Origin of the sequence: Vibrio sp. T11.5 (assembly GCF_027587155.1) — a bacterium.
Classification (GTDB): Bacteria; Pseudomonadota; Gammaproteobacteria; order Enterobacterales; family Vibrionaceae; genus Vibrio; species Vibrio neptunius.
This window is the reverse complement of the sequence record NZ_JAPPTP010000001.1, coordinates 443,265-463,080: the sequence shown is the minus strand read 5'-3', so window position 1 is coordinate 463,080 and position 19,816 is coordinate 443,265. Positions and strand designations below refer to the sequence as shown.

Below are 19,816 nucleotides of genomic sequence, written 5' to 3'. Positions count from 1 at the left end.
CCTATTTTGACTGCATCGTTTCTATTGAGCTGGAGATGGTTGTTGTAAAGCGCAGCGAAAGCTGACCGAGACATAGTATTCTTTTTGAGCAGGTATATGATGGATACGGTCAAAAGTCATGGTAACGCCAGCAGCGTCTCTTAACACTTTCTCTGTGCCAGTCTCTGGCCCCTGTGGATTATGCTCGGGTGAGTTAATGTAATAATCGGGCGAATACCAATCATTGACCCACTCACTGACCTGATTAGACATGCCATAGACACCGAGAGGGTTAGGTGGGAATCTATCTACATCTTCTATGCCTGTCGAGGCATTCGCCTGAGACTGGTTATACTCGACGTAGGAGTTTGTCGTAGGGTCGATATAGACATCTTCGCGAATTTGTAGATAACCATTATTGGTAGCGAAATAAGTTTTTTGTCCGCGGTTTCTGGCGGCATATTCCCACTGGGCTTCTGTTGGTAAATCGAACGGCAACCCACTCATAGAGCCAAGCCACTGGCAATAGTCTTTCGCCTCTTGCCATGTTTTGGTTGGAGCCGGAGTATTTTTCAGCTTGGTCGTCAATGTTCTGTACCACTCGCTGTCACGAAGTACCACGTAATCAAGATTTTTTGGGCCAAAGCTGCTGGCAACATGCATACTATGAAGTTGACGCATCCATTCCATATCAATAAAGCTGGTTTCAAATTTTGAGATTGAGTAGGAATCCAATGTTACCTTATGCAGCTGATAAGCGCCTGTTTCTGTACTGGAGGGGGAGCTTAAACACTCAACACCCGGTGCCCAATCCATTCGCTGGACAGTACCACTGGGTACTAGGCAGGGGGCACCAAAGTCGCCCATGTCAAAACTGCCCCCCTCAACAAATATCAGTGTTTCGATAGCGCGCACCACTACGTCCGCCGCTCTTTGTCGTTGCACGTTGGTTGCATCGGGGTAGTGTTGCTCAATGTTCTTAACGATTGTATCCAACTGTTGCTGGGAAACGGTGTCACTGGTTACATGGATAACGGAACTATTGGTATTGCACGCTGCCAGTAGTGGCAGCATACACCCCAAAGCTAACCCTCTGTTTTTCATTTGTTGTTCCTTTAGTTCAATGCGCCTATTTTACGCACAAACATGCTGAGAAAACAGTTGCAAAAACACCATAAGCCCAGTGATAACGCAGGAATTTCGGAATCAAGCTTTACGCTTACCTTTATGGCTAAAACCTTGGCCCTATTGGGCCACCCTCAGTGGAGCGGCGTTGTACTTTGTAAAGCGCAGCGAAAGCTGACTGATGGGAAGTAGTCTTCTTTTTCAGGGGCATCATGAAGTCGAGAAAAGGTCATTGTGATTCCTCTTCCATCTCGGAGAACTTTTTCAGTGCCAGTCTCTGGACCCTGTGGATTATGTTCGGGTGAGTTAATGTAATAATCGGGCGAGTACCAATCATTGACCCACTCACTGACCTGATTAGACATGCCATAGACACCGAGAGGGTTAGGTGGGAATGTATCTACATCTTCTATGCCTGTCGAGGCATTCGCCTGAGACTGGTTATACTCGACGTAGGAGTTTGTCGTAGGGTCGATATAGACATCTTCAGAAACTTGTCGATAGCCATTATTGGTGGCGAAATAAGTTTTTTGTCCGCGGCTTCTGGCGGCATATTCCCACTGGGCTTCTGTTGGTAAATCGAACGGCAACCCACTCATAGAGCCAAGCCACTGGCAATAGTCTTTCGCTTCCTGCCATTCTTTTGTGGAGGCTGGGTTATCTTTACGTTTCGTCGTGAGTATCTGGTAGCGCTCAGAGTTTCTCTCGATATGACGCCCATCATTAGACCAATCACGAGCGACTGGCAAACTATTGATCAAACGCATCCATTCCATATCAATAAAGCGAGTTTCAAATTTTGAGATTGAGTAGGAATCCAATGTCACCTTATGCAGCTGATGAGCGCCTGTTTCTGTACTGGAGGGGGAACTTAAGCACTCAACACCCGGTGCCCAATCCATTCGCTTGACAGTACCACTGGGTACTAGGCAGGGGGCACCAAAGTCGCCCATGTCAAAACTGCCCCCCTCAACAAATATCAGTGTTTCGATAGCGCGCACCACTACGTCCGCCGCTCTTTGTCGTTGCACGTTGGTTGCATCGGGGTAGTGTTGCTCAATGTTCTTAACGATTGTATCCAACTGTTGCTGGGAAACGGTGTCACTGGTTACATGGATAACGGAACTATTGGTATTGCACGCTGCCAGTAGTGGCAGCATACACCCCAAAGCTAACCCTCTGTTTTTCATTTGTTGTTCCTTTAGTTCAATGCGCCTATTTTACGCATAAGCAGGCTGCGTTTCAGGGGGCGACTATCAGTACCCTGTTAGAGATAGGCTGCAATCCCGTCGCTTACTCCTAATTTCTCACCCAACAGCCCAATTATCGAGTCTTCCAAGTCATTAAGATGGCCTGTATATAACGTTGGTAGGACGACCTAATTTTGAGGATTAGCGAATCATTTACATCAGGTGTAGAGCTAATGGCTTGACGTATATTACTTTATCAAGTCGATATCTTTAGGTGGTGCGTTTTGATTTTTATCATATTCATTTTCTAAGTGAGAAATCAATGAGCAATAAATACTTAACTGACATCGTTTCACAGCCAGATATAGCGCAGTACAAAAACAATCTGGTCTTAAGACTTTTGAATTCGAAAAGGCCTTTTGTACATTATCCACCCAGTGCCAGAGGCGATATGAATGCCTATAAATACGTTGCCTTTAAAGAGGAAATGGCGCGACCGATTACGGTATTTGAATATTTTGATTCTCCTCGAGAAGGGTCTGAGCAGGAAGAATTCAATCGAAATATCCCGGCAATCAATCAGCACATCAGAGATCTTGGTTTACTCAAAGAGGGGCGGGACTATGTTTGGTTGACCACCAAGGATGTCAACGAAGTAAAAAAGCACGCTGATAAAGTCCATCATTACCAAGAGTATGACAACAACACTTATGACCGCGATATCCGCCGACAAGCGTTGCTATTCTATCAAGACAAAATCGCCAATGATCCGAGTGTCGGACAATATCTCGCCTCGAAACACATTGGGCCGGTTAGAAACAGAGAAAAGTGCCTGGTGCTATTTAACATTAATCGGCGAGCCAAAAGCGAGGTTTGGGATCCGAGAAATGAAAGGCACAGCACTTACATGCAAGCCTTTAAAGACATTATCGAAATCATCAATGCAATGAATGCAAAAAAGCAGTTACCTATGCATGATATTGGTTTCGTGGGCAGCAAATTAACGCCAGATGAGGTCACTGAATGGCGGGAATATTGCAATAATATGGGAACCAATTTGATTGATCTGACCGATGTGATGGATGCGCCTTATGGTTTGAATCGCACTCAGCAAAGGTGCGTACATGTTGCGTTAGCGGATAACTACAAAAGTACCCTCTATTTTGGTCATCAATCTGGCGTTAATGAAGACGCGAACATCCTGCCCAGAACTAATGTGCTCAGCTTAAGTGAGTATCTCCACCTTGGGCAAATTGGTATTAGTCGGGTTGAAGCACGATCTCAGCTGGATCCTGAGTATCAAAACGAACTGGGCATGGGCGGGGCATACAGCGCTTTTGGCAATTTTTACAGTTTGCGTAACTGTGAATTTCTGACTTCTGACGGTGTGCTAGCGGCAATCCAGCTCAAATTGGATATGCACAAAGACAATCATATTTCTCTTGAAACGGTATGGGATGACGTTTTAGGGCGCTATGCTTGGGAGTCAGAGGTGCCTCATATCCCAAAGAAGAAGTTGGATAAGTCAGAGCCTTACGTTGTGTTTTGCAACAAGTATTATTATATCGATGACATAGAGATATCCGATGATCAGGCGGTAAAAAGGTTACTCAATCGAATCTTTGTCAGTGCTGGGGTAGATGAGACCAAGTTCTGGGACAAGGTGGAAGATAAGGAAGCCAAAAGGGCCTATATTGAGGCGGCAGAATTATTGGTACGCCGAAAGCTGAAACACCAGCCTCAATTCACTCAACAAACGCAGGCATGGTTGACTGGCATCCTTGAGCAATTGTTTGAGAGACATGATAGTGGGTCGCCACTTTCAATCCATAAAAATAGGCTTGAAGGGCAAAATACAGGACGCGTCATGTATACGTTGGGAGCCAATCAAATCAAACACCGCGCCATTAAAGACACGTCGTGGAGTGACTTTTGGAATTTAGTCGATACGCAATCCGAGCAAGACTAAAAACCACTGAAAGTGTATCTATCTAATAGGTTAGGTTTGGGCATAGTCAAAGGGGCGACACAAGACGTCACCCCTTGAGCTTGTTGTGTTTTGGTTATTTAAACGTCGCCCAAATCGGGGCGTGGTCCGACGGCTTTTCGATACCGCGCAGTTCGTAGTCGATGTCTGATTCGATACATTTTTCAGCAAGCTTTGGTGTCGCCAGTACTACGTCGATACGTAGCCCACGGTTGTCATCAAAACCGCGTGAGCGATAGTCAAACCACGAGAAACGATCCTCAACCTGTGGATGAAGCTGGCGGAAGGTATCGACAAATCCCCAGTCGATTAATGTTTTCAACCATTGGCGCTCTTCTGGTTGGAAAGAACATTTGCCTGTTTTTAACCAGCGTTTGCGGTTGGGTTCGCCGATACCGATATCAGCATCTATTGGGCTGATGTTGATATCGCCCATCACGATCAGCTGCTCGTCATTGTTATGATGATCATTTAGGTAAGTCATCAAGTCTTGGTAGAACTGGCGCTTGTATGGGTACTTGGTCTCGTGGCTGATGTTGTCGCCCTGAGGAAAGTAGCCGTTAAGCACGGTGACTTTCTCGCCGTTGTCGTCTTCAAACGTCGCCATGATCATACGTTTTTGATGATCTTCGTTGTCGGTTGGAAAGCCTTTCTGAACAGAAAGCGGTGCTTTCTTACATAGCATGGCGACACCGTAGTGTGCTTTTTGCCCATGGAAGTAGACTTTGTAGCCCATGGCTTCAACGTCTTCGACCGGGAAGGCTTCATCGTGCACTTTGATTTCTTGAAGGCCGATCACATCAGGTTGGTGTTTGTCGATGACCGCTTGCAATTGATGCAAGCGTGCGCGAAGACCATTGATGTTAAAGCTGATCACTTTCATTTTTATTCCTTGTTATTGAAATAATTCAACCAATTGAAATTTCCCCAGATATTACCACTTTCTTGAGTCACTACCTAAAGTTAACACTTGGTGTATTGGCATTAACATATTTGTAAACTTTCGATTGATAAATGATTGCAATATGTTGTAATTGGTCTCGAAATGTAGAATTTAGCCTTCGTTTTTGATGCGATATGAATGAGTTTGCTCATAAGGATGTACTATGCGAACCCTTTCCGTTCAATGGAAAATAACCCTTCTTGCAGGTTGTTGCCTGCTTATCACTTCTTTATCCCTGATCGGATTTTCTGTCTACAACGCAGTGACTAACCAACAACAGATTAAGGCACAAAGTGCTGAGTCTGTGATCAATAAATCTGAGCAACTGCTTGAAACACGAGCTCAGCTCAATGCTACTGAGGTCGCTGAGTATCTCAATGAGGCCTTGTATCGAGCAGAAATGTTGGCCTCTAATGCGCTGTTTCTGAAAACCAATACGGAAGAAAATTTTGGTGACAGTGAGGAGTTACGTACCGCTTTAGATGAGATGGTACGCAGGTCAGTACTGAGTTTTGATTCGATTCATGGCGCTTATCTTGTGTTTAGACCAAACATGTTAGATGGCGAAGACAGCAACTATGTCGATGCGGAGTATGTTGGCTCAAACGAAAGAGGGCAGTTTGCCCCTTATTGGGTTACTGCTCAAAATGGCGAGAACGTGGTGTCTAATGTATTGAGCCAAGCTGACCTAGACGCGACTCAAAATAGCGAGCGTTTTTTCTGTCCACTCTCGAGCGGTGGCTCTTGTGTGAGTACACCCCGTTTGATCAATCAAGATGGTGGGCAAGTGCTCGCAACGTCGATATCGGTTCCTGTCATGATCGATGATACTGTGATTGGTTTTTTTGGTATTGATCTACGCTTGGATGCGATGGCTAATATTGTCGCCGAGTCGGACAATCAGCTCTTTAATGGCAACGGCCACGTCAATATTATCAGTTTAGATGGCTCGTTGATCGCCAGTGATGAGCCTTCTGCTGCCATTGGGCAGTCGTTCAGTAGCAGTACCTTGTCGGGTGATCAGCTGACGGATCTTCTTTTCGGCCAAGAGGTTCAAACCCAGTGGAGCAGTGATGGGCAGTGGTTGAGCGTATTTGCGCCTATTATGGTGGCCAATCAGACTTGGGGTGTCCTGTTTGATATGCCAAGAAGCAGTGTGTTAGCCGATGCTGAAATGCTTGATCAGACGATCAGTCATCAAGTGGAGTCTAGTGTAAAAACAGAATTGTTTGCCGGTGTGGTATTGGTCATTCTAGGGCTAGCGACAATTGCTTTGCTGGCATCTCGTTTGGTCAAGCCAATCCGTGAAGTGGTGGCAAGATTGGATGACATTGCTTCTGGTGAGGGGGATTTAACGCAGCGTTTGGATGTTAAATCTCAAGATGAGATTGGTCAGCTTGCTATCGGGTTCAACCAGTTTTTAGATAAGCTGCAATCCATTATTAGTGATGTCGTCGAAACGACGTTGCAAATTGGCACCACGACTGAGCAATCCCACGTTGCCGCGCAGCAAACCCGTTCAAGCAGTGACTCTCAGTTCAAAGAGGTGGATTTGGTTGCCACGGCCTCTGAAGAGATGACACAAACGGCAGGCCTTGTGGTTCAAAATGCAGAAATTGCTGTAAGTGAAGCGGAAAAAGCTAACCATGCGGCAGACTCAGGTAAGAAGGTGATTGAGCAATCTCAAACCGAGATGGTTCGTTTGGTTCAGAGAATGACGGCGGCGGTCCCTGTGGTGGAAGAATTGGCGAGAAACAACGCCAATATCACTGAGATCCTGACGGTCATTGAAGGCATTTCAGAACAAACGAATCTACTGGCGTTAAACGCAGCGATTGAAGCGGCGCGAGCGGGTGAACAAGGGCGTGGTTTCGCTGTCGTAGCCGATGAGGTTCGCGGTCTAGCCAGTCGCACTCAGTCTTCGGTTGGTGAGATTCGTCAGGTGATTGAGAATGTTCAGCAAGGCACGCAAGATGTGGTGAATGCTATTCAGGATGGTAATAACCTAGCTAACGATTCTGCGCAGCAAGTGGAAAGAGCGGTCTCACAACTGAACCAGGTCTTTGATGCGATTGCCTCTATTAATGATATGAATTCACAAATAGTGAAGGCCGCGGAAGAACAGCAATCGGTCTCAGGAGAAGTCAACCAGAGTGTCAGTAACATCCGTGATCTGAGTGCTCAAATCTTATCGCAAGCAGAAGAGTCTGAAACGGTCAGCACGCAAATCGGTACGCTTTCACAAAGGCAGCAACAACTGGTCAGTCAATTTAAAGTGTAACGTAAAGGGCCTCTTAATGAGGCCCTTTTGCTGACTAATCTAGATACCAGTATCCGAGATTAACCAGTGTCGTTAGAAGCTGCAGTTGTGGGTCAGATAACTGGCCGTCGATGTGCTGCAACTCGATTGACTCTTGATTGCATAACAGATCGGCAAGATGCGGTGACTCAACGGAATAGGCTTCGCCGTTTATGTACACGTGAGCAGGTTGATTTTGATGGTACAGAGCACGTAGGCCCGAGACTTTACGCACACTGCCTAGCGATTTGAGGTGGTTATAGATTTCCTGGGTGTTGAGCGGTGCTTCAGGTTCAACGATATCGAGCTGGTGGCGCGATTGGCTGAGCATGCTCCCCATGAATTCACGGATGTCGGACTCTGATTGCAGAGCCGATCTTAGCATCGACGTTAGTTTGTCTAAGTCTGTGCTGAGGATCTCACCGTACTGATGCTGAGGTTTCATCTCTGGGTTGTGCAGGTGCACATCGCCTTTTTCGTTGGCGAGTATATAGTCAGCGAAGTTGCTCAGCAGCTCTTGTTCTTTTGGTGAACGAAAGCCCATCGAGTAACTCATGCTTGGCTCTAGCGTATCCCCTTCATGAGGGAACCCTGGTGGAATATAGAGAATGTCGCCGGGTTCTAGGACTTGATCTATGATCGCATCAAACCCTTCAATCTGACGTAAAGCACCAGCCTGAATCGATTCTTTATATTGGCCTTTATCGAGAGCGCCAACGCGCCAGCGACGTTGCCCGCTGCCTTGAATGATGAATACATCATATTGGTCGATGTGGGGGCCGACGCCGCCTTGAGGTGCTGAAAAGCACACCATGAGATCATCAAATAGCCAATTCGGTAGTTGTTTAAAAGGCTCTATGAGTTGTGCGGCGCCAAGGTGCCAATGGTTGCAGGCTTGAACGACCAATTGCCAGTGGGATTCTGGCAGGTTTTCAAACAGAGAATCGTCAAAAGGGCCGTGTTGCGCTGACCACTGACCGTCGGCGTTAGCAATGTAGCGTGAATCGACCTCTTCTTCCATCGCAAGCCCGGCTAACTCGTCTGGAGAAATTGGGTCAACAAAATCACTAAACCCAGCTTTAATGACCGTGGGTTTTTTGTGCCAGTATTGAGCCAGAAACTCAGCCATGTCGAAACGCAATGAGTAGCTCACGAGTTAGACTCCACTTTTTGCTTCAAATCAGACTCGACTATTTTTATTGCTGCGAGAGCTACGTGAGGATCGATCTCGTTACTTTCGATCAGATAAATCAGATCAACGGCGAGTTTAATTTCATCTGGAGCACTCTCCAGACCGGTTGAGTTCGATGACATATTACTGATTCCGTTCTTTATAGGTGATCTGTTTTTCGATTTTGATTTTAGCCTGCTGGCATCTCTGTAAACGCCGACGAGCCGATTGCAATGTCTGGGCTGCGAAGGACTTGTCTTTGGGGTGGGCGCATTTGTGTTGCGATTCTTTCTCTTGAACCAGTGCTTGCAGACGCTGTTCCCACTCCTGGTGTTGAGCAAGGCTTTGATACAGAGCGTTGAGGCTCTGTTGGCTGAACGATTTTCTGATCGGTTCGCTTGCTCTCAGAGATTGAGTCGCGAGCTCTCGTTTAATAGCACTGACTTGGCACAGCAGGCGATCAGTGAGAAATTCGGCCTGTTGTGGCGTTAATGTTCCGGTTGACTGTTCGTAAAGGATCTTGTCGAGCGTCTCATGTGCTTCATGCACACATGGGGTCAATAGCTTGGACTGGCAGCGAAATAGCTTTTTATCAAATCGATCGTCATGGTGTTCACCTCCATTGACGTCGAGTTGCGCGGCGTCTTGCTCTAACTGTTCTAAAAGTGGCGATAGCTGGCTAAATGGATTCATAAGTTGACAAACCAAGCTTCATAGGCAAGTTTAACGGCCAATATACTGACTACCGTAACAAATACAGGGCGAATAAATTTAGCGCCAAATCGAATGGCGGAATGGGCCCCAACAAAGGCACCAGCCATGAGGCATATACCCATGGTGAGCCCTAGCACCCAATCAATGTGACCTAAGATGGCGAAGGTGACCAGCGACGTAAAATTACTGGTAAAGTTCATCGCCTTCGATAAGCCAGAGGCTAACAAGATATTGAGTCGATATAAGGCCATCGAACTGACGGTCCAAAATGCGCCTGTCCCTGGTCCTGCTACCCCATCATAAAAACCTATGCTGAAGCCTTGGATGTATTGCTTCTTATTGAATTTAGGGCAAGGTTGTGGCATTTCGTTGCTATTTGAGTGTGGTGTTTTATGCCAGATGGTATAAATCGCCGCCAGTAGTATGATGATGGGCAGAATTTTTTCCAGCCACTCGGTACTAATAAGATCAACCACCAGTGTACCGAGCGTGGCCCCGACTAATGTTGCGATAAAGGCCCGTCCCCAACAGTGAGGTTTGAATAGGCGTTTTTTGTAATAGGTCACCGCGGCTGTTGAAGAAGCAAAAGTGGCGGCGAGCTTGTTGGTCCCCAAGGCGATATGAGGGGGTAAGCCCAATGAGAGTAGAGCGGGCACGGTGAGCATACCACCTCCACCGGCGACAGCGTCGATAAAGCCTGCAACAAAGGCAACCAAGGCTAACACCACCAACATTGTCGGTTCAAAAAATTCCATACAGTGTCTTAATTCTAGTTATTCGATGATACGTTTAAATGGCGGTAATGAGTCGAGTAGTGCCTTTCCATATCGCTTCGTGACAATACGGCGGTCAAGGATGATGACTGTACCAGAATCGCGCTCTTTACGCAGCAGTCGCCCGACGGATTGAATCATTTTTTTGCTCGCTTCAGGTACGGTAATCTGCATAAAAGGATTGCCACCTTTACTTTCAATGTATTCTGCATGGGCTTGCTCAACTGGAGACGTCGGCACCGCAAAAGGTATTTTGGTGATGATCAGGTTTTCTAACAACTCTCCGGGGAGGTCAAGCCCTTCGGAAAAGCTACCCGTGCCGAATAGAATGCTGGTTTTCTGACATTGAACCAAGGTTTTATGTTTTTTTAGGATCTCGGAGCGAGACTCCTTACCTTGTACCTGTAGTTCCCAACCTTTTTTTATAAAATATGACGATAAGGCATCCGTGACCTGATTCATTTGCCAGTACGATGAAAATAAGACTAGGTTAGCTTTGTTCTCAACGATGAGTTCTGGTAAACGATCGACCAAGTGTTCCGTGAACTGAGGAGCTTGAGGTTCGTAACTCATTTTAGGCACACGAAGCTCAGCTTGATTCTGGTAGTCAAACGGGGAAGCCAGTGCGAGGAATTTCACACCATCTTCGGGCTTTTCACTGATACCGGCTTGTCGACAGAAAAAACTAAAGGAGTTTAGTGCTCTCATGGTGGCTGACACAAGGACAGCACCAATGCATCGACTCCATAGCTGTTGATCCAATTGCCAACCCACTTCTAATGGGGAGACATTGACAACGAAGTCTCCTTCACGCTCCGGAGCCACTTCTAACCATCTTGCGAGGGGGGCACCTTTTTCTCGCGCTGGTTCTGCCATGAGGTTCCAGACCTGAGCCAGGTTATCCATTCTTTGTATGTAGAAGCCGAGTTCTGCCAGAGCTGGTTCCGCTAGTCGATTGGCCAGTTCGCCTTCTTTTACTCGCTCTGCGATCAGGTCGGCAATTTTGGCGACGGCTTGTGCGCTTTTTTGTGTGACGATTTTCAGTTGTTTGGACTCTTCCTCGAGCCAAGTCGGCAAATCGCCATTTTCGAATCGATAACAGCCATCTTCGAACTGATCCGCATCAAAGCGGCTGGCAAGTTGAGTCAGTGAGGGAATCAACTGCTGAACGGCATCTTGCAGATCGTTGCGAAAGCGGCCGACGCGCTTTTCATCTGCAAGGTTGGCAAACTTGGTTACAGATTGATTTAAACGCTCAAGCCAACTGGCGGCACCTTTCAAACTCGCGGCTGCCGAGGAGTGATCTCGCGCCACATGGGGTAGGTGATGGGCTTCATCAAACACGTAAATCGTATTTTCGGGTTCTGGAAGAATAACGCCGCCGCCGAGGTCGGCGTCAGCCATCACTATGCTATGGTTGGCAATAATGACATCGGTTTTGTCTAACTCTGAACGTGCTTTTTGGAACGGACAATCGCGATGAGCAGGCATACTGTTGTTGCAGCTATGTTTGTCACTGACGATTGACTGCCAAATGTCATCTGGGATGGGTTTAGGCCAAGAGTCTCGATCACCATCCCATTTATTCTGTGCCAGCCTGTTGTACATCAGCTCGAGTTGCTCGATGTCTTTGCGCTTTGGTTTGCTGTCGAACATCGCCATTTGCCCGCCATCCGCGCCACAAGCCGAGGCGAGCTTCTCCGCGCAACAATAACGTTGCCTTCCTTTAGCCAGTATGAAAGAAAACTCTCGCTCAACCAATCTTCTATATAGAGGGAGGTCTTTGTTGATCAATTGTTCTTGTAACGCCACCGTGGCAGTTGAAATGACTACCTTACGATTGTTGAGTAACGCTACCGGGATCGCTGCCATAAGATAAGAGAGTGACTTTCCTATGCCTGTTCCAGCTTCTGCGACAATCATGCGCGTAGATTTGTGATATTCACCACATAAAGTTTTAGTAATTTCTGCAACGAGATAGTTCTGAGCTCGACGAGGTACGAAATTATCCAGCTGAGATTGTAAATTTTGATAACTGGTACGGATGATTTGCTGGATTTTACTGGTTGTCATACGGATGCCTTCAGTTGGGGAAAGCGATGTTATCACATTTTTTAAAACGGTAAGTAGTTCACGAAATGATAGCTTTTCATATAAAATCTAGATCTCGTTCACAAAAAAAAACTGAACCTTCATAAACTTAGCTCATATTTTTTGATCTAAAAATATATCTCTTCATAAGTGTTTTTTGTATAGATAAAAACTCTGCCTGTTAACGCTTGATTAACTATTTTCAGCTTATTGTATCGCTAAAGTGTTTTTTTCTTTTTAATGATAATTTAGTTAGTTTGATTACAACTTGTTCTAAAATCTGTTTTGCATATGGTTAAGTTATTGTAATTGTTGGTTTTTATGTTTTTTTATTTGTTTTATTTATACCATTTGACAGTGAAGAGATTCTTTTGCAATCTAGACCCCGAATTTTAGTGGCGACAACATCTGACCAGTAAGAGTTCAGAGTTGTCATCAAAAAACATAAAGGGAACCGGATAAGGATTTCCCTATTTCTATAGAAAAGGCAGTGGATTATTATGAAAAAGACTCTAGTAGCTCTTTCAGTTCTAGCGGCAGCAGCAAACGTAAATGCAGCTGAAATTTACTCTACAGATGCTTCTAAAGTATCTCTAAAGGGTGAAGTAGATGCATACGTTGCAACTACAGATATCGAAAAACAAGGTACTTCAGGTGTAGAACGCACTGAGACAGACCCATTTGTTACAGTTTGGGGTAAAGTTCAACTAGACGCTGAGCACAAAGTTAGCGACACTCTAACTAGCTTCGCTTCTTTCGAGATTGAATCTAGCACTGGTTTCGATTCATCTGCGTCAGATAACAATGCTAAGTTCGACGACATGTACATCGGTGTTAAGACTGACACTTGGGGTGTTGCAATCGGTGAAGTTGGTGACCTAGCTGAGTCTCTAGACGCAATCGAAAAAGGTGATATCACTAACGAAGGTCAATTCTTCGGTTCAGCTGGCGGTCACCGTGCTGAGTCAAACGGCAACGGCATCGTATTCAAAGCTGAAATCACTGAAGGCCTAGTATTCGTAGCTGATGCTAACACTGAGTCTAGCAAAGACGTTGACAACACTTACGGTGCGTCTCTAGATTGGACTATCAACGACATGTTCTCTGTTGGTGCTTCTGCTATCAACGGTGAGCAAGCTCAAAACACTGACTACCAAGTAGTTGGCCTTTCTGGTTCTGCAACAGTTGGCGGTTTCTACTTTGCTGCAACATTTGCACAGTTTGAAGGTGTAAACTCGTTCGGTCTATTTGGTGACAAGACTACTACAACTTTCACAGACGCAACAACTGGTGCTAAGTCTACTGTTGATAACGACTACGCATACATGAATGGTAACGCGTACGGTGTTGCAGCACAGTACACTATCGACAAAACTCGCCTATACGCAACTTACGATGTAATGGACCTAGACGAGTACACTGTATCTGGTGCTAATGCTGAAGGTGATACTACTAACCTAGTTATTGGTGTTGAATACGCTCTTCAAGACAACGTAGCTATCTTTGGTGAATTCCAAACTGCGGAAACTTCTAACGACTTCGACGGTGCTAACGGTGCTAAAGGTCTAGACGCAGATACGTTTGTACTTGGTACATACTACACATTCTAATTGCTAGTCATTTAGAATAGGTTAAAGCCAACGCGTAAGCGTTGGCTTTTTGTTATTTGAAAAGGAAATACCACGTGAAAAAAATAAAACCTCTGTTTCTGGCTGTACTGGCGACTGCTATTTCTCTACCTTCCATGGCGCTTGATTTAGATTTAGGCAGTGGTATTTCAGCAGATGTATTGAATGGCAAAACAGTCAAAGACGAAAACTACGAATTGGTCAAAGGTGACAACCAGTTTGTCTTTGAATTTAATGGCAAACTGAAAGACGGCCACAAACGAGAGTATTATTCTTCACGTCCATATATTGTGACTTTGGACTTGGAGAATGCAAACATGTTGAAAGTAGAGTTGGTGTCAAATAAGTACAGTGCCATTGAAAGAAAGGTTAATAAGCGCCAACCAATTTTTAAGTTCACAATTGATGGTAAAACCATCGCTGATACCCAAGAAATGTTGCCTCCTGCTCAAGGCACCTTCCCATACTCAAATATTCCGGCTTTAGTGGATACGTACAATAAAGAGCGTGGACTGGTATTCGATTCTGGAAAAGTCGTTGAGCTAAAAGAAGAGTTAGCCAAATTAGAGCAAAGCCAACCTCTTGCTTCAGGCGAAAGAAAAACTACCACGATTGCAGGTGTTACTGAGTCAGAAAATACCTTACAACTAAAACTCTGGTATCTGCGCGCAAGTGATGAAGATCGCAAGAATTTCAAGCGCTGGATGATCGAGCAAGACTAATTTGAATTAAAAAGGCTTCCATTTGGAAGCCTTTTTAATACTCAGTATTCAATCAAAGCAGTCAGGCTCTAGTAACGCACTTTCAATCGCATTCACGAGTTTTTCGATGTGTTTAGGCTGGCTAATAAATGGTGGCATAATATAGATAAGCTTACCAAAGGGGCGGATCCACACCCCCTGATCAACAAATTGTTGTTGGATTTTTTCCATATTAACAGGCCGTGTTGCCTCAACGACGCCAATAGCGCCTAGCCATCTCACATCAGCGACCAAGTCATATTGTTTTAATCTCGGCAGCAACTCACTAAAGGCCGATTCGATTTGCCGTATTTGATGCTGCCAATGACCCATTTCAAGTAATTCTAGGCTTGATGTCGCCACGGCACACGCAAGTGGGTTGCCCATAAAAGTTGGTCCATGCATAAAGCAGCCTGCTTCACCGCCACACACAGTGTCGGCGACGTGTTTTGAGGTGAGAGTGGCTGACAATGTCATGTACCCTCCTGTCAGCGCTTTGCCAACACACAGAATATCGGGCTCGATTTGCGAATGTTCACAGGCGAACATTTTACCTGTTCGCCCAAATCCTGTAGCGATCTCATCAAGTATTAATAGCACACCATACTTGTCGCATAACTGGCGCACGCCTTTTAGAAAGTTGGGATGGTAAATGCGCATCCCACCGGCGCCTTGAACAATGGGCTCAAGGATCACGGCGGCGATTTCGTTGTGATGAGCTTTCAGTTTAGCGGTGAAATCATCCAGATCGGATTCATTCCACTCCTGATGAAACCCAGTTCGCGGAGAGTCAGCAAAGATATGCTCCGGAAGGAAGCCCTTATAAATCGAATGCATTGAGTTATCTGGGTCTGTCACTGACATTGCGGCGAAGGTATCACCATGATAGCCGTCTCTGAGGGTCAAAAACTTAGGACGTGTTTTTCCTTTTGCATGCCAATACTGAAGGGCCATTTTGAGGCTCACTTCGACGGCCACGGATCCCGAGTCTGCTAAAAATACATGTTCAAGATTATTGGGAGTCAGTGATAGGAGTTTTTTGCACAGGTTAATCGCAGGCTCGTGAGTGATGCCGCCAAACATCACGTGTGACACTTTTCCTATTTGTTGGTGAGCCGCTTCGTTGAGAGCAGGGTGGTTGTAACCGTGAATGGCTGACCACCAAGAAGACATACCGTCAACGAGTGCTCTACCATCTTCGAGCTGTAAATAGACCCCACTGGCTGAAGTCACGGGGTAGCAGGTCAGAGGTGTTAGTGTCGAAGTATAGGGGTGCCATATATGGCGACGGTCAAACTCGAGATCCATCGATGTTTGTTTAACATTGAGTTGATTCATTATTAATCACATGTAAACGTTTGAATTTTAATTGTGTTGACAGTTTACCTCGCGTCGGTAGACTAGCCAAGTCTAGAAACTAACAATAATAGTAAGGAATACAAGTGGAAGTACGTCATAACTGGACCGTGTCTGAAGTACGCGAGCTAATGGCAAAGCCGTTTATGGATCTTCTTTTTGAAGCGCAGCTAGTCCATCGCCAGCATCAACAACACAACTACGTACAGGTCAGTACGTTACTTTCCATTAAAACAGGTGCATGTCCTGAAGATTGTAAGTACTGTCCGCAGAGTGCCCGCTATCAAACCGATATCGAAAAAGAGCGCTTGATGGAAGTGGAGCGAGTGCTAGATGCTGCACAAAAAGCCAAAAATGCGGGTTCGACTCGTTTTTGTATGGGGGCGGCTTGGAAAAACCCTAAGGCTCGTGATATGCCGCATTTGACCGAAATGATCCAGGGGGTAAAAGGTATGGGTCTTGAGACCTGTATGACTCTCGGTATGCTCACGCCGGAACAAGCGACGGAATTAGCAGATGCGGGTTTGGATTATTACAACCATAATCTTGATACCTCTCCTGAGTTTTACGGCAGTATTATCACGACACGTACCTACCAAGATCGTTTAGATACCTTGTCTCACGTGCGTGACGCCGGTATGAAAATCTGCTCTGGTGGGATCATAGGTATGGGAGAAAGTGCCAACGATCGTGCTGGACTGTTGGTGGAGTTAGCCAACTTACCTACTCACCCTGAAAGCGTCCCTATCAACATGTTGGTCAAAGTTAAAGGAACGCCACTTGAAGAGGTTGAAGATGTTGAGCCATTTGATTTTATTCGTCTTATCGCTGTTGCGCGTATTTTGATGCCAAAATCAGCAGTGCGCTTGTCAGCGGGGCGCGAAAATATGAATGAACAGATGCAGGCTCTGTGCTTTATGGCTGGAGCCAACTCGGTGTTCTATGGATGTAAACTGTTGACAACGCCCAACCCTTCGGAAGACAAAGATATGCAGTTATTTACCAAGCTGGGTATCAACAGCCAAGAAGTCTCTCAGCGGCCAGATGAGATTGAAGAAAATGATCTGCTTGATCGTGTCGTTGAGCGTATCGCTGCTCGTCCAGAGAAGGATGATCTTTTCTACGATGCCAGTGTTTAACGACCGTATTCGCCAATCCCTGAGTCTCAGGAAGCAGCAGGGATTGGAACGCCGCCTTCGTATTGTTGAATCAGGTAATAGTGCTGAGTTACTGTTTGAAGGCAAACCCTATGTGAACTTTTCCAATAACGACTACTTGGGCTTAGCTGCCGAGAAAAGTCTAGTGGCAGCTTGGCAGCGTGGTTTGGATTTGTATGGCAGTGGAAGCGGTGCTTCTCCACTTGTTACAGGATACTCAAAAGCCCATCTAGAATTAGAAGCTTCTCTCTGTGACTGGTTAGGTTATGAACGTGCAATATTGTTCAGTTCAGGGTTCTCAGCGAACCAGGCATTGCTCTTTAGCCTGCTAGACAAAGATGACCTTCTGATTCAAGACAAGCTGAATCATGCCTCGCTGATGGAAGCCGGTATGCTCTCTTGTGCGACAATGAAACGTTTTCGTCACAACGATTCTGCGCATCTGCAAGAGCTTATGCAGCGAAGTGCTTTAGTCGTTACCGAAGGCGTATTCAGTATGGATGGTGATCTGGCGCCTCTAAAGGACATACACAAAGTGACACGAGGCTTGTCATGGTTAGTGGTTGATGACGCTCATGGTATCGGTGTGTTGGGCGATCAAGGCAGAGGCAGCTGTGAAATGGCGGGAATCCGCTCAGATCTGCTTGTTGTGACTTTTGGTAAGGCGCTAGGAGTTTCAGGGGCCGCGATTATGTGCAGCAAAGAAATCGGGGACTATTTAACCCAGTTTGCTCGTCACCATGTTTATTCGACGGCAATGCCTCCTTCCCAAGCGTTTGCATTAATACACGCGATCGATATGACACGAAAGCAAGATTGGAGACGAGAGAAGCTTCAAGAACTGCAACAAGAGTACCAGCGGTGTTTTTCTTCGTTTAAAGGTTACGTAGAGACACCCACACCAATAAAACCCCTACTAATCGGTGACAGTCAGTCTGCGCTCAACGTTGCCGAATCAGTAAGGCAATCGGGGTGTTGGCTGACTGCGATCAGGCCACCAACGGTCGCCAAAAACTCAGCAAGGCTAAGAGTGACGCTCTCTGTAAATCACTCTGTGCAACACGTGCGAAAATTGGCGAACATCCTAGAGAGTGCGATAGAAAAGGAATGTTAATGGAACAAGCGACCTTGATGCATGATAGTTGGCAGCAAGACAAATCCGCCATCGCTGAAGCGTTTGGTAGGGCGGCAAGCACCTACGATAATCATGCTGCTTTTCAAAGAGAAGTTGGAGAACGTTTATTAACAAAACTCCCCCAAGATCTGGGGGGTAAAACCGTGCTCGATCTGGGTTGTGGCACTGGGTATTTTTCAGAGAAACTCCGCGAACGGGGAGCTATGGTCATTTGTTGTGATTTGTCACCGTCAATGTTGGACAAAGCGCAACAACGGTGTGGCTTTGAGAGAATGGCATACCGCCAAGGTGATGCTGAGTTCTTACCATTCGGTGACTGCTCAATCGATTATGTGTTTTCTAGCTTGGCATTGCAGTGGTGTGATGATTTGTCACGCCCTTTACGCGAAATACGCAGGGTATTAAAGCCTCACGGCAAAGCGTACTTTTCCACCCTATTGGACGGATCGCTGAAAGAGCTAAAGAGTGCTTGGGGTGAAGTGGATGCCTATCAACACGTCAACGATTTTATCAGCAGCAATCAGGTAAAAATTGCGTTAGCGCAATCTGGCAATCACCGCAATCATCTAGACTTACCTACCATGATAGTTTGGTATGATACTGCGTTCGCCTTAATGCGTGACTTAAAGGGGATTGGCGCTAACCATGTTAATGGTCGTTCTGATGGTCTAACCCACCGTAGTGCGCTACTTAAAGTCGAGCGAGCGTATCGACAGTTCAAAAACCATCAAGGTCTTCTGCCTGCCACTTATCAGGTTTGTTTAGGGGTTATACATCTATGATTGATGCATTTTTTATTGCTGGTACGGATACCGATGTTGGTAAAACAGTCGCTTCAAAGGCAATTCTTAACGCTTTAGCGCAAAAGGACTTAAAAACGATTGGCTATAAGCCTGTTGCGGCCGGTTGCGAAAAAACGCAACAAGGTTATCGCAACTCGGATGCTTTGTATTTGCAAAAAGCATCGACCGTTGACGTCGCTTATGATGAGGTCAATCCATACGCTTTGGCGTTGCCCGCTTCACCGCATATTGCTGCTCAGCATGACGGCATTGACATCCAATATTCAGTGTTGAGTGAAAAATTAGCAGGTCATAAACAGAAAGCGGATGTGGTTTTGGTTGAAGGAGCAGGAGGATGGCGCGTACCAGTGTCAGAATCTGATTGTCTTTCAAGCTGGGTGCAGCAAGAAAGTTTGCCTGTCATACTAGTGGTAGGCATCAAGTTAGGATGTCTTAGCCATGCGATGCTAACAGTGGATGCGATTAAAGCAGACGGTTTATTCTTGGTAGGCTGGGTTGCGAATCGAATTAACCCTGGTACTGAACACTATGCTGACATTATACAAATGTTGGAACAGAAGATTGGCGCGCCCAAATTGGGGGAAATCCCTTACGTGCCAAGTGTCAAACAAAAAGACTTAGCCAGATATATTGATGTTTCTACTCTTGTTGGCGAAGAGTAGTGTTGACCTTACCAAAATAGAAAGGCTGCCAATGGCAGCCTTTACTTTATCTAAATTTTGACG

The 19,816-nt window shown here is 45.9% G+C and carries 17 protein-coding genes; 8 read left to right on the top strand and 9 right to left on the bottom strand.

Annotated elements, in window-relative coordinates; genetic code table 11:
- Nucleotides 1-21: 21 nt before the first annotated feature.
- Together OH455_RS02175 and OH455_RS02170 are read right to left on the bottom strand one after the other, a co-directional pair.
- On the bottom strand, nucleotides 22-1,083 hold the full coding sequence (locus OH455_RS02175) for a formylglycine-generating enzyme family protein (protein WP_269980172.1): 1,062 nt from the start codon (nucleotides 1,081-1,083) through the stop codon (nucleotides 22-24).
- 155 nt (nucleotides 1,084-1,238) lie between these two features.
- A complete protein-coding gene (locus tag OH455_RS02170) occupies nucleotides 1,239-2,294 on the bottom strand; it encodes a formylglycine-generating enzyme family protein (protein WP_269980171.1) in 1,056 nt (351 codons plus the stop codon).
- Nucleotides 2,295-2,745: 451 nt separating this feature from the next.
- On the opposite strand from OH455_RS02170, the gene OH455_RS02165 reads away from it, so the two are divergent.
- Nucleotides 2,746-4,263, top strand: a complete 1,518-nt coding sequence (locus OH455_RS02165; RefSeq protein ID WP_269980170.1) for a hypothetical protein — start codon at nucleotides 2,746-2,748, stop codon at nucleotides 4,261-4,263.
- Nucleotides 4,264-4,357: 94 nt separating this feature from the next.
- On the opposite strand, the gene xthA is transcribed toward OH455_RS02165, so the two are convergent.
- On the bottom strand, nucleotides 4,358-5,164 hold the full coding sequence (xthA, locus tag OH455_RS02160) for an exodeoxyribonuclease III (protein WP_206372539.1): 807 nt from the start codon (nucleotides 5,162-5,164) through the stop codon (nucleotides 4,358-4,360).
- Nucleotides 5,165-5,387: 223 nt separating this feature from the next.
- Here xthA and OH455_RS02155 point away from each other — a divergent pair, with 223 nt between their 5' ends.
- A complete protein-coding gene (locus OH455_RS02155; RefSeq protein ID WP_269980169.1) occupies nucleotides 5,388-7,505 on the top strand; it encodes a methyl-accepting chemotaxis protein in 2,118 nt (705 codons plus the stop codon).
- 34 nt (nucleotides 7,506-7,539) lie between these two features.
- Here the strand turns inward: OH455_RS02155 and OH455_RS02150 are convergent, their stop codons facing one another.
- From OH455_RS02150 to dinG, 5 genes are read right to left on the bottom strand one after another with little or no spacing between them, the layout of a single operon-like run.
- Nucleotides 7,540-8,652 carry a ribosomal protein uL16 3-hydroxylase gene (locus OH455_RS02150; RefSeq protein ID WP_269980336.1) on the bottom strand — a complete coding sequence of 371 codons (1,113 nt, stop codon included), beginning with the start codon at nucleotides 8,650-8,652 and terminating at the stop codon, nucleotides 7,540-7,542.
- 20 nt (nucleotides 8,653-8,672) lie between these two features.
- Nucleotides 8,673-8,837, bottom strand: a complete 165-nt coding sequence (gene rsmS / locus OH455_RS02145; protein ID WP_045975556.1) for a pleiotropic regulatory protein RsmS — start codon at nucleotides 8,835-8,837, stop codon at nucleotides 8,673-8,675.
- 1 nt (nucleotide 8,838) lies between these two features.
- Entirely contained in the window at nucleotides 8,839-9,387 is a 549-nt protein-coding gene (locus tag OH455_RS02140) for a primosomal replication protein (RefSeq protein WP_269980168.1), read from the bottom strand.
- Complete coding sequence (locus OH455_RS02135; RefSeq protein WP_206369616.1) at nucleotides 9,384-10,163, bottom strand: sulfite exporter TauE/SafE family protein; 780 nt, start codon at nucleotides 10,161-10,163, stop codon at nucleotides 9,384-9,386. The genes OH455_RS02140 and OH455_RS02135 overlap by 4 nt, the downstream gene beginning before the upstream one ends.
- Before the next feature lie 18 nt (nucleotides 10,164-10,181).
- Entirely contained in the window at nucleotides 10,182-12,254 is a 2,073-nt protein-coding gene (dinG, locus tag OH455_RS02130; RefSeq protein ID WP_269980167.1) for an ATP-dependent DNA helicase DinG, read from the bottom strand.
- Between the two features lie 518 nt (nucleotides 12,255-12,772).
- On the opposite strand from dinG, the gene OH455_RS02125 reads away from it, so the two are divergent.
- Together OH455_RS02125 and OH455_RS02120 are read left to right on the top strand one after the other, a co-directional pair.
- Entirely contained in the window at nucleotides 12,773-13,882 is a 1,110-nt protein-coding gene (locus OH455_RS02125; protein ID WP_269980166.1) for a porin, read from the top strand.
- Between the two features lie 74 nt (nucleotides 13,883-13,956).
- Nucleotides 13,957-14,622, top strand: a complete 666-nt coding sequence (locus tag OH455_RS02120) for a DUF2057 family protein (RefSeq protein ID WP_269980165.1) — start codon at nucleotides 13,957-13,959, stop codon at nucleotides 14,620-14,622.
- Nucleotides 14,623-14,670: 48 nt separating this feature from the next.
- On the opposite strand, the gene bioA is transcribed toward OH455_RS02120, so the two are convergent.
- Nucleotides 14,671-15,948 carry an adenosylmethionine--8-amino-7-oxononanoate transaminase gene (gene bioA, locus OH455_RS02115; RefSeq protein ID WP_269980335.1) on the bottom strand — a complete coding sequence of 426 codons (1,278 nt, stop codon included), beginning with the start codon at nucleotides 15,946-15,948 and terminating at the stop codon, nucleotides 14,671-14,673.
- A 134-nt stretch (nucleotides 15,949-16,082) separates the two neighbouring features.
- Here bioA and bioB point away from each other — a divergent pair, with 134 nt between their 5' ends.
- Genes bioB through bioD form a run of 4 tightly spaced genes read left to right on the top strand, consistent with a single transcriptional unit; the run spans nucleotide 16,083 to nucleotide 19,753 of the window.
- Nucleotides 16,083-17,135, top strand: coding sequence for a biotin synthase BioB (gene bioB, locus OH455_RS02110; RefSeq protein WP_269980164.1), 1,053 nt, complete (start codon nucleotides 16,083-16,085; stop codon nucleotides 17,133-17,135).
- The gene (bioF, locus tag OH455_RS02105; protein ID WP_269980163.1) at nucleotides 17,107-18,267 is read left to right on the top strand and encodes an 8-amino-7-oxononanoate synthase; all 1,161 of its coding nucleotides are present in this window, start codon (nucleotides 17,107-17,109) and stop codon (nucleotides 18,265-18,267) included. The genes bioB and bioF overlap by 29 nt, the downstream gene beginning before the upstream one ends.
- Nucleotides 18,267-19,070: a malonyl-ACP O-methyltransferase BioC gene (gene bioC / locus OH455_RS02100; RefSeq protein ID WP_269980162.1), complete on the top strand. Its 804-nt coding sequence runs from the start codon at nucleotides 18,267-18,269 to the stop codon at nucleotides 19,068-19,070. Before bioF ends, bioC begins: the two co-directional genes overlap by 1 nt.
- The gene (gene bioD, locus OH455_RS02095; protein ID WP_269980161.1) at nucleotides 19,067-19,753 is read left to right on the top strand and encodes a dethiobiotin synthase; all 687 of its coding nucleotides are present in this window, start codon (nucleotides 19,067-19,069) and stop codon (nucleotides 19,751-19,753) included. Before bioC ends, bioD begins: the two co-directional genes overlap by 4 nt.
- Nucleotides 19,754-19,816: the final 63 nt, after the last annotated feature.

What these genes read in the sequence shown, in the direction of transcription:
- OH455_RS02175 (WP_269980172.1), bottom strand. Translation starts at nt 1,083, where the DNA reads ATGAAAAACAGAGGGTTAGCTTTGGGGTGTATGCTGCCACTACTGGCA.
- OH455_RS02170 (WP_269980171.1), bottom strand. Translation starts at nt 2,294, where the DNA reads ATGAAAAACAGAGGGTTAGCTTTGGGGTGTATGCTGCCACTACTGGCA.
- OH455_RS02165 (WP_269980170.1), top strand. Translation starts at nt 2,746, where the DNA reads ATGAATGCCTATAAATACGTTGCCTTTAAAGAGGAAATGGCGCGACCG.
- xthA (WP_206372539.1), bottom strand. Translation starts at nt 5,164, where the DNA reads ATGAAAGTGATCAGCTTTAACATCAATGGTCTTCGCGCACGCTTGCAT.
- OH455_RS02155 (WP_269980169.1), top strand. Translation starts at nt 5,388, where the DNA reads ATGCGAACCCTTTCCGTTCAATGGAAAATAACCCTTCTTGCAGGTTGT.
- OH455_RS02150 (WP_269980336.1), bottom strand. Translation starts at nt 8,652, where the DNA reads ATGGCTGAGTTTCTGGCTCAATACTGGCACAAAAAACCCACGGTCATT.
- rsmS (WP_045975556.1), bottom strand. Translation starts at nt 8,837, where the DNA reads ATGTCATCGAACTCAACCGGTCTGGAGAGTGCTCCAGATGAAATTAAA.
- OH455_RS02140 (WP_269980168.1), bottom strand. Translation starts at nt 9,387, where the DNA reads ATGAATCCATTTAGCCAGCTATCGCCACTTTTAGAACAGTTAGAGCAA.
- OH455_RS02135 (WP_206369616.1), bottom strand. Translation starts at nt 10,163, where the DNA reads ATGGAATTTTTTGAACCGACAATGTTGGTGGTGTTAGCCTTGGTTGCC.
- dinG (WP_269980167.1), bottom strand. Translation starts at nt 12,254, where the DNA reads ATGACAACCAGTAAAATCCAGCAAATCATCCGTACCAGTTATCAAAAT.
- OH455_RS02125 (WP_269980166.1), top strand. Translation starts at nt 12,773, where the DNA reads ATGAAAAAGACTCTAGTAGCTCTTTCAGTTCTAGCGGCAGCAGCAAAC.
- bioA (WP_269980335.1), bottom strand. Translation starts at nt 15,948, where the DNA reads ATGGATCTCGAGTTTGACCGTCGCCATATATGGCACCCCTATACTTCG.
- bioF (WP_269980163.1), top strand. Translation starts at nt 17,107, where the DNA reads ATGATCTTTTCTACGATGCCAGTGTTTAACGACCGTATTCGCCAATCC.
- bioC (WP_269980162.1), top strand. Translation starts at nt 18,267, where the DNA reads ATGGAACAAGCGACCTTGATGCATGATAGTTGGCAGCAAGACAAATCC.
- bioD (WP_269980161.1), top strand. Translation starts at nt 19,067, where the DNA reads ATGATTGATGCATTTTTTATTGCTGGTACGGATACCGATGTTGGTAAA.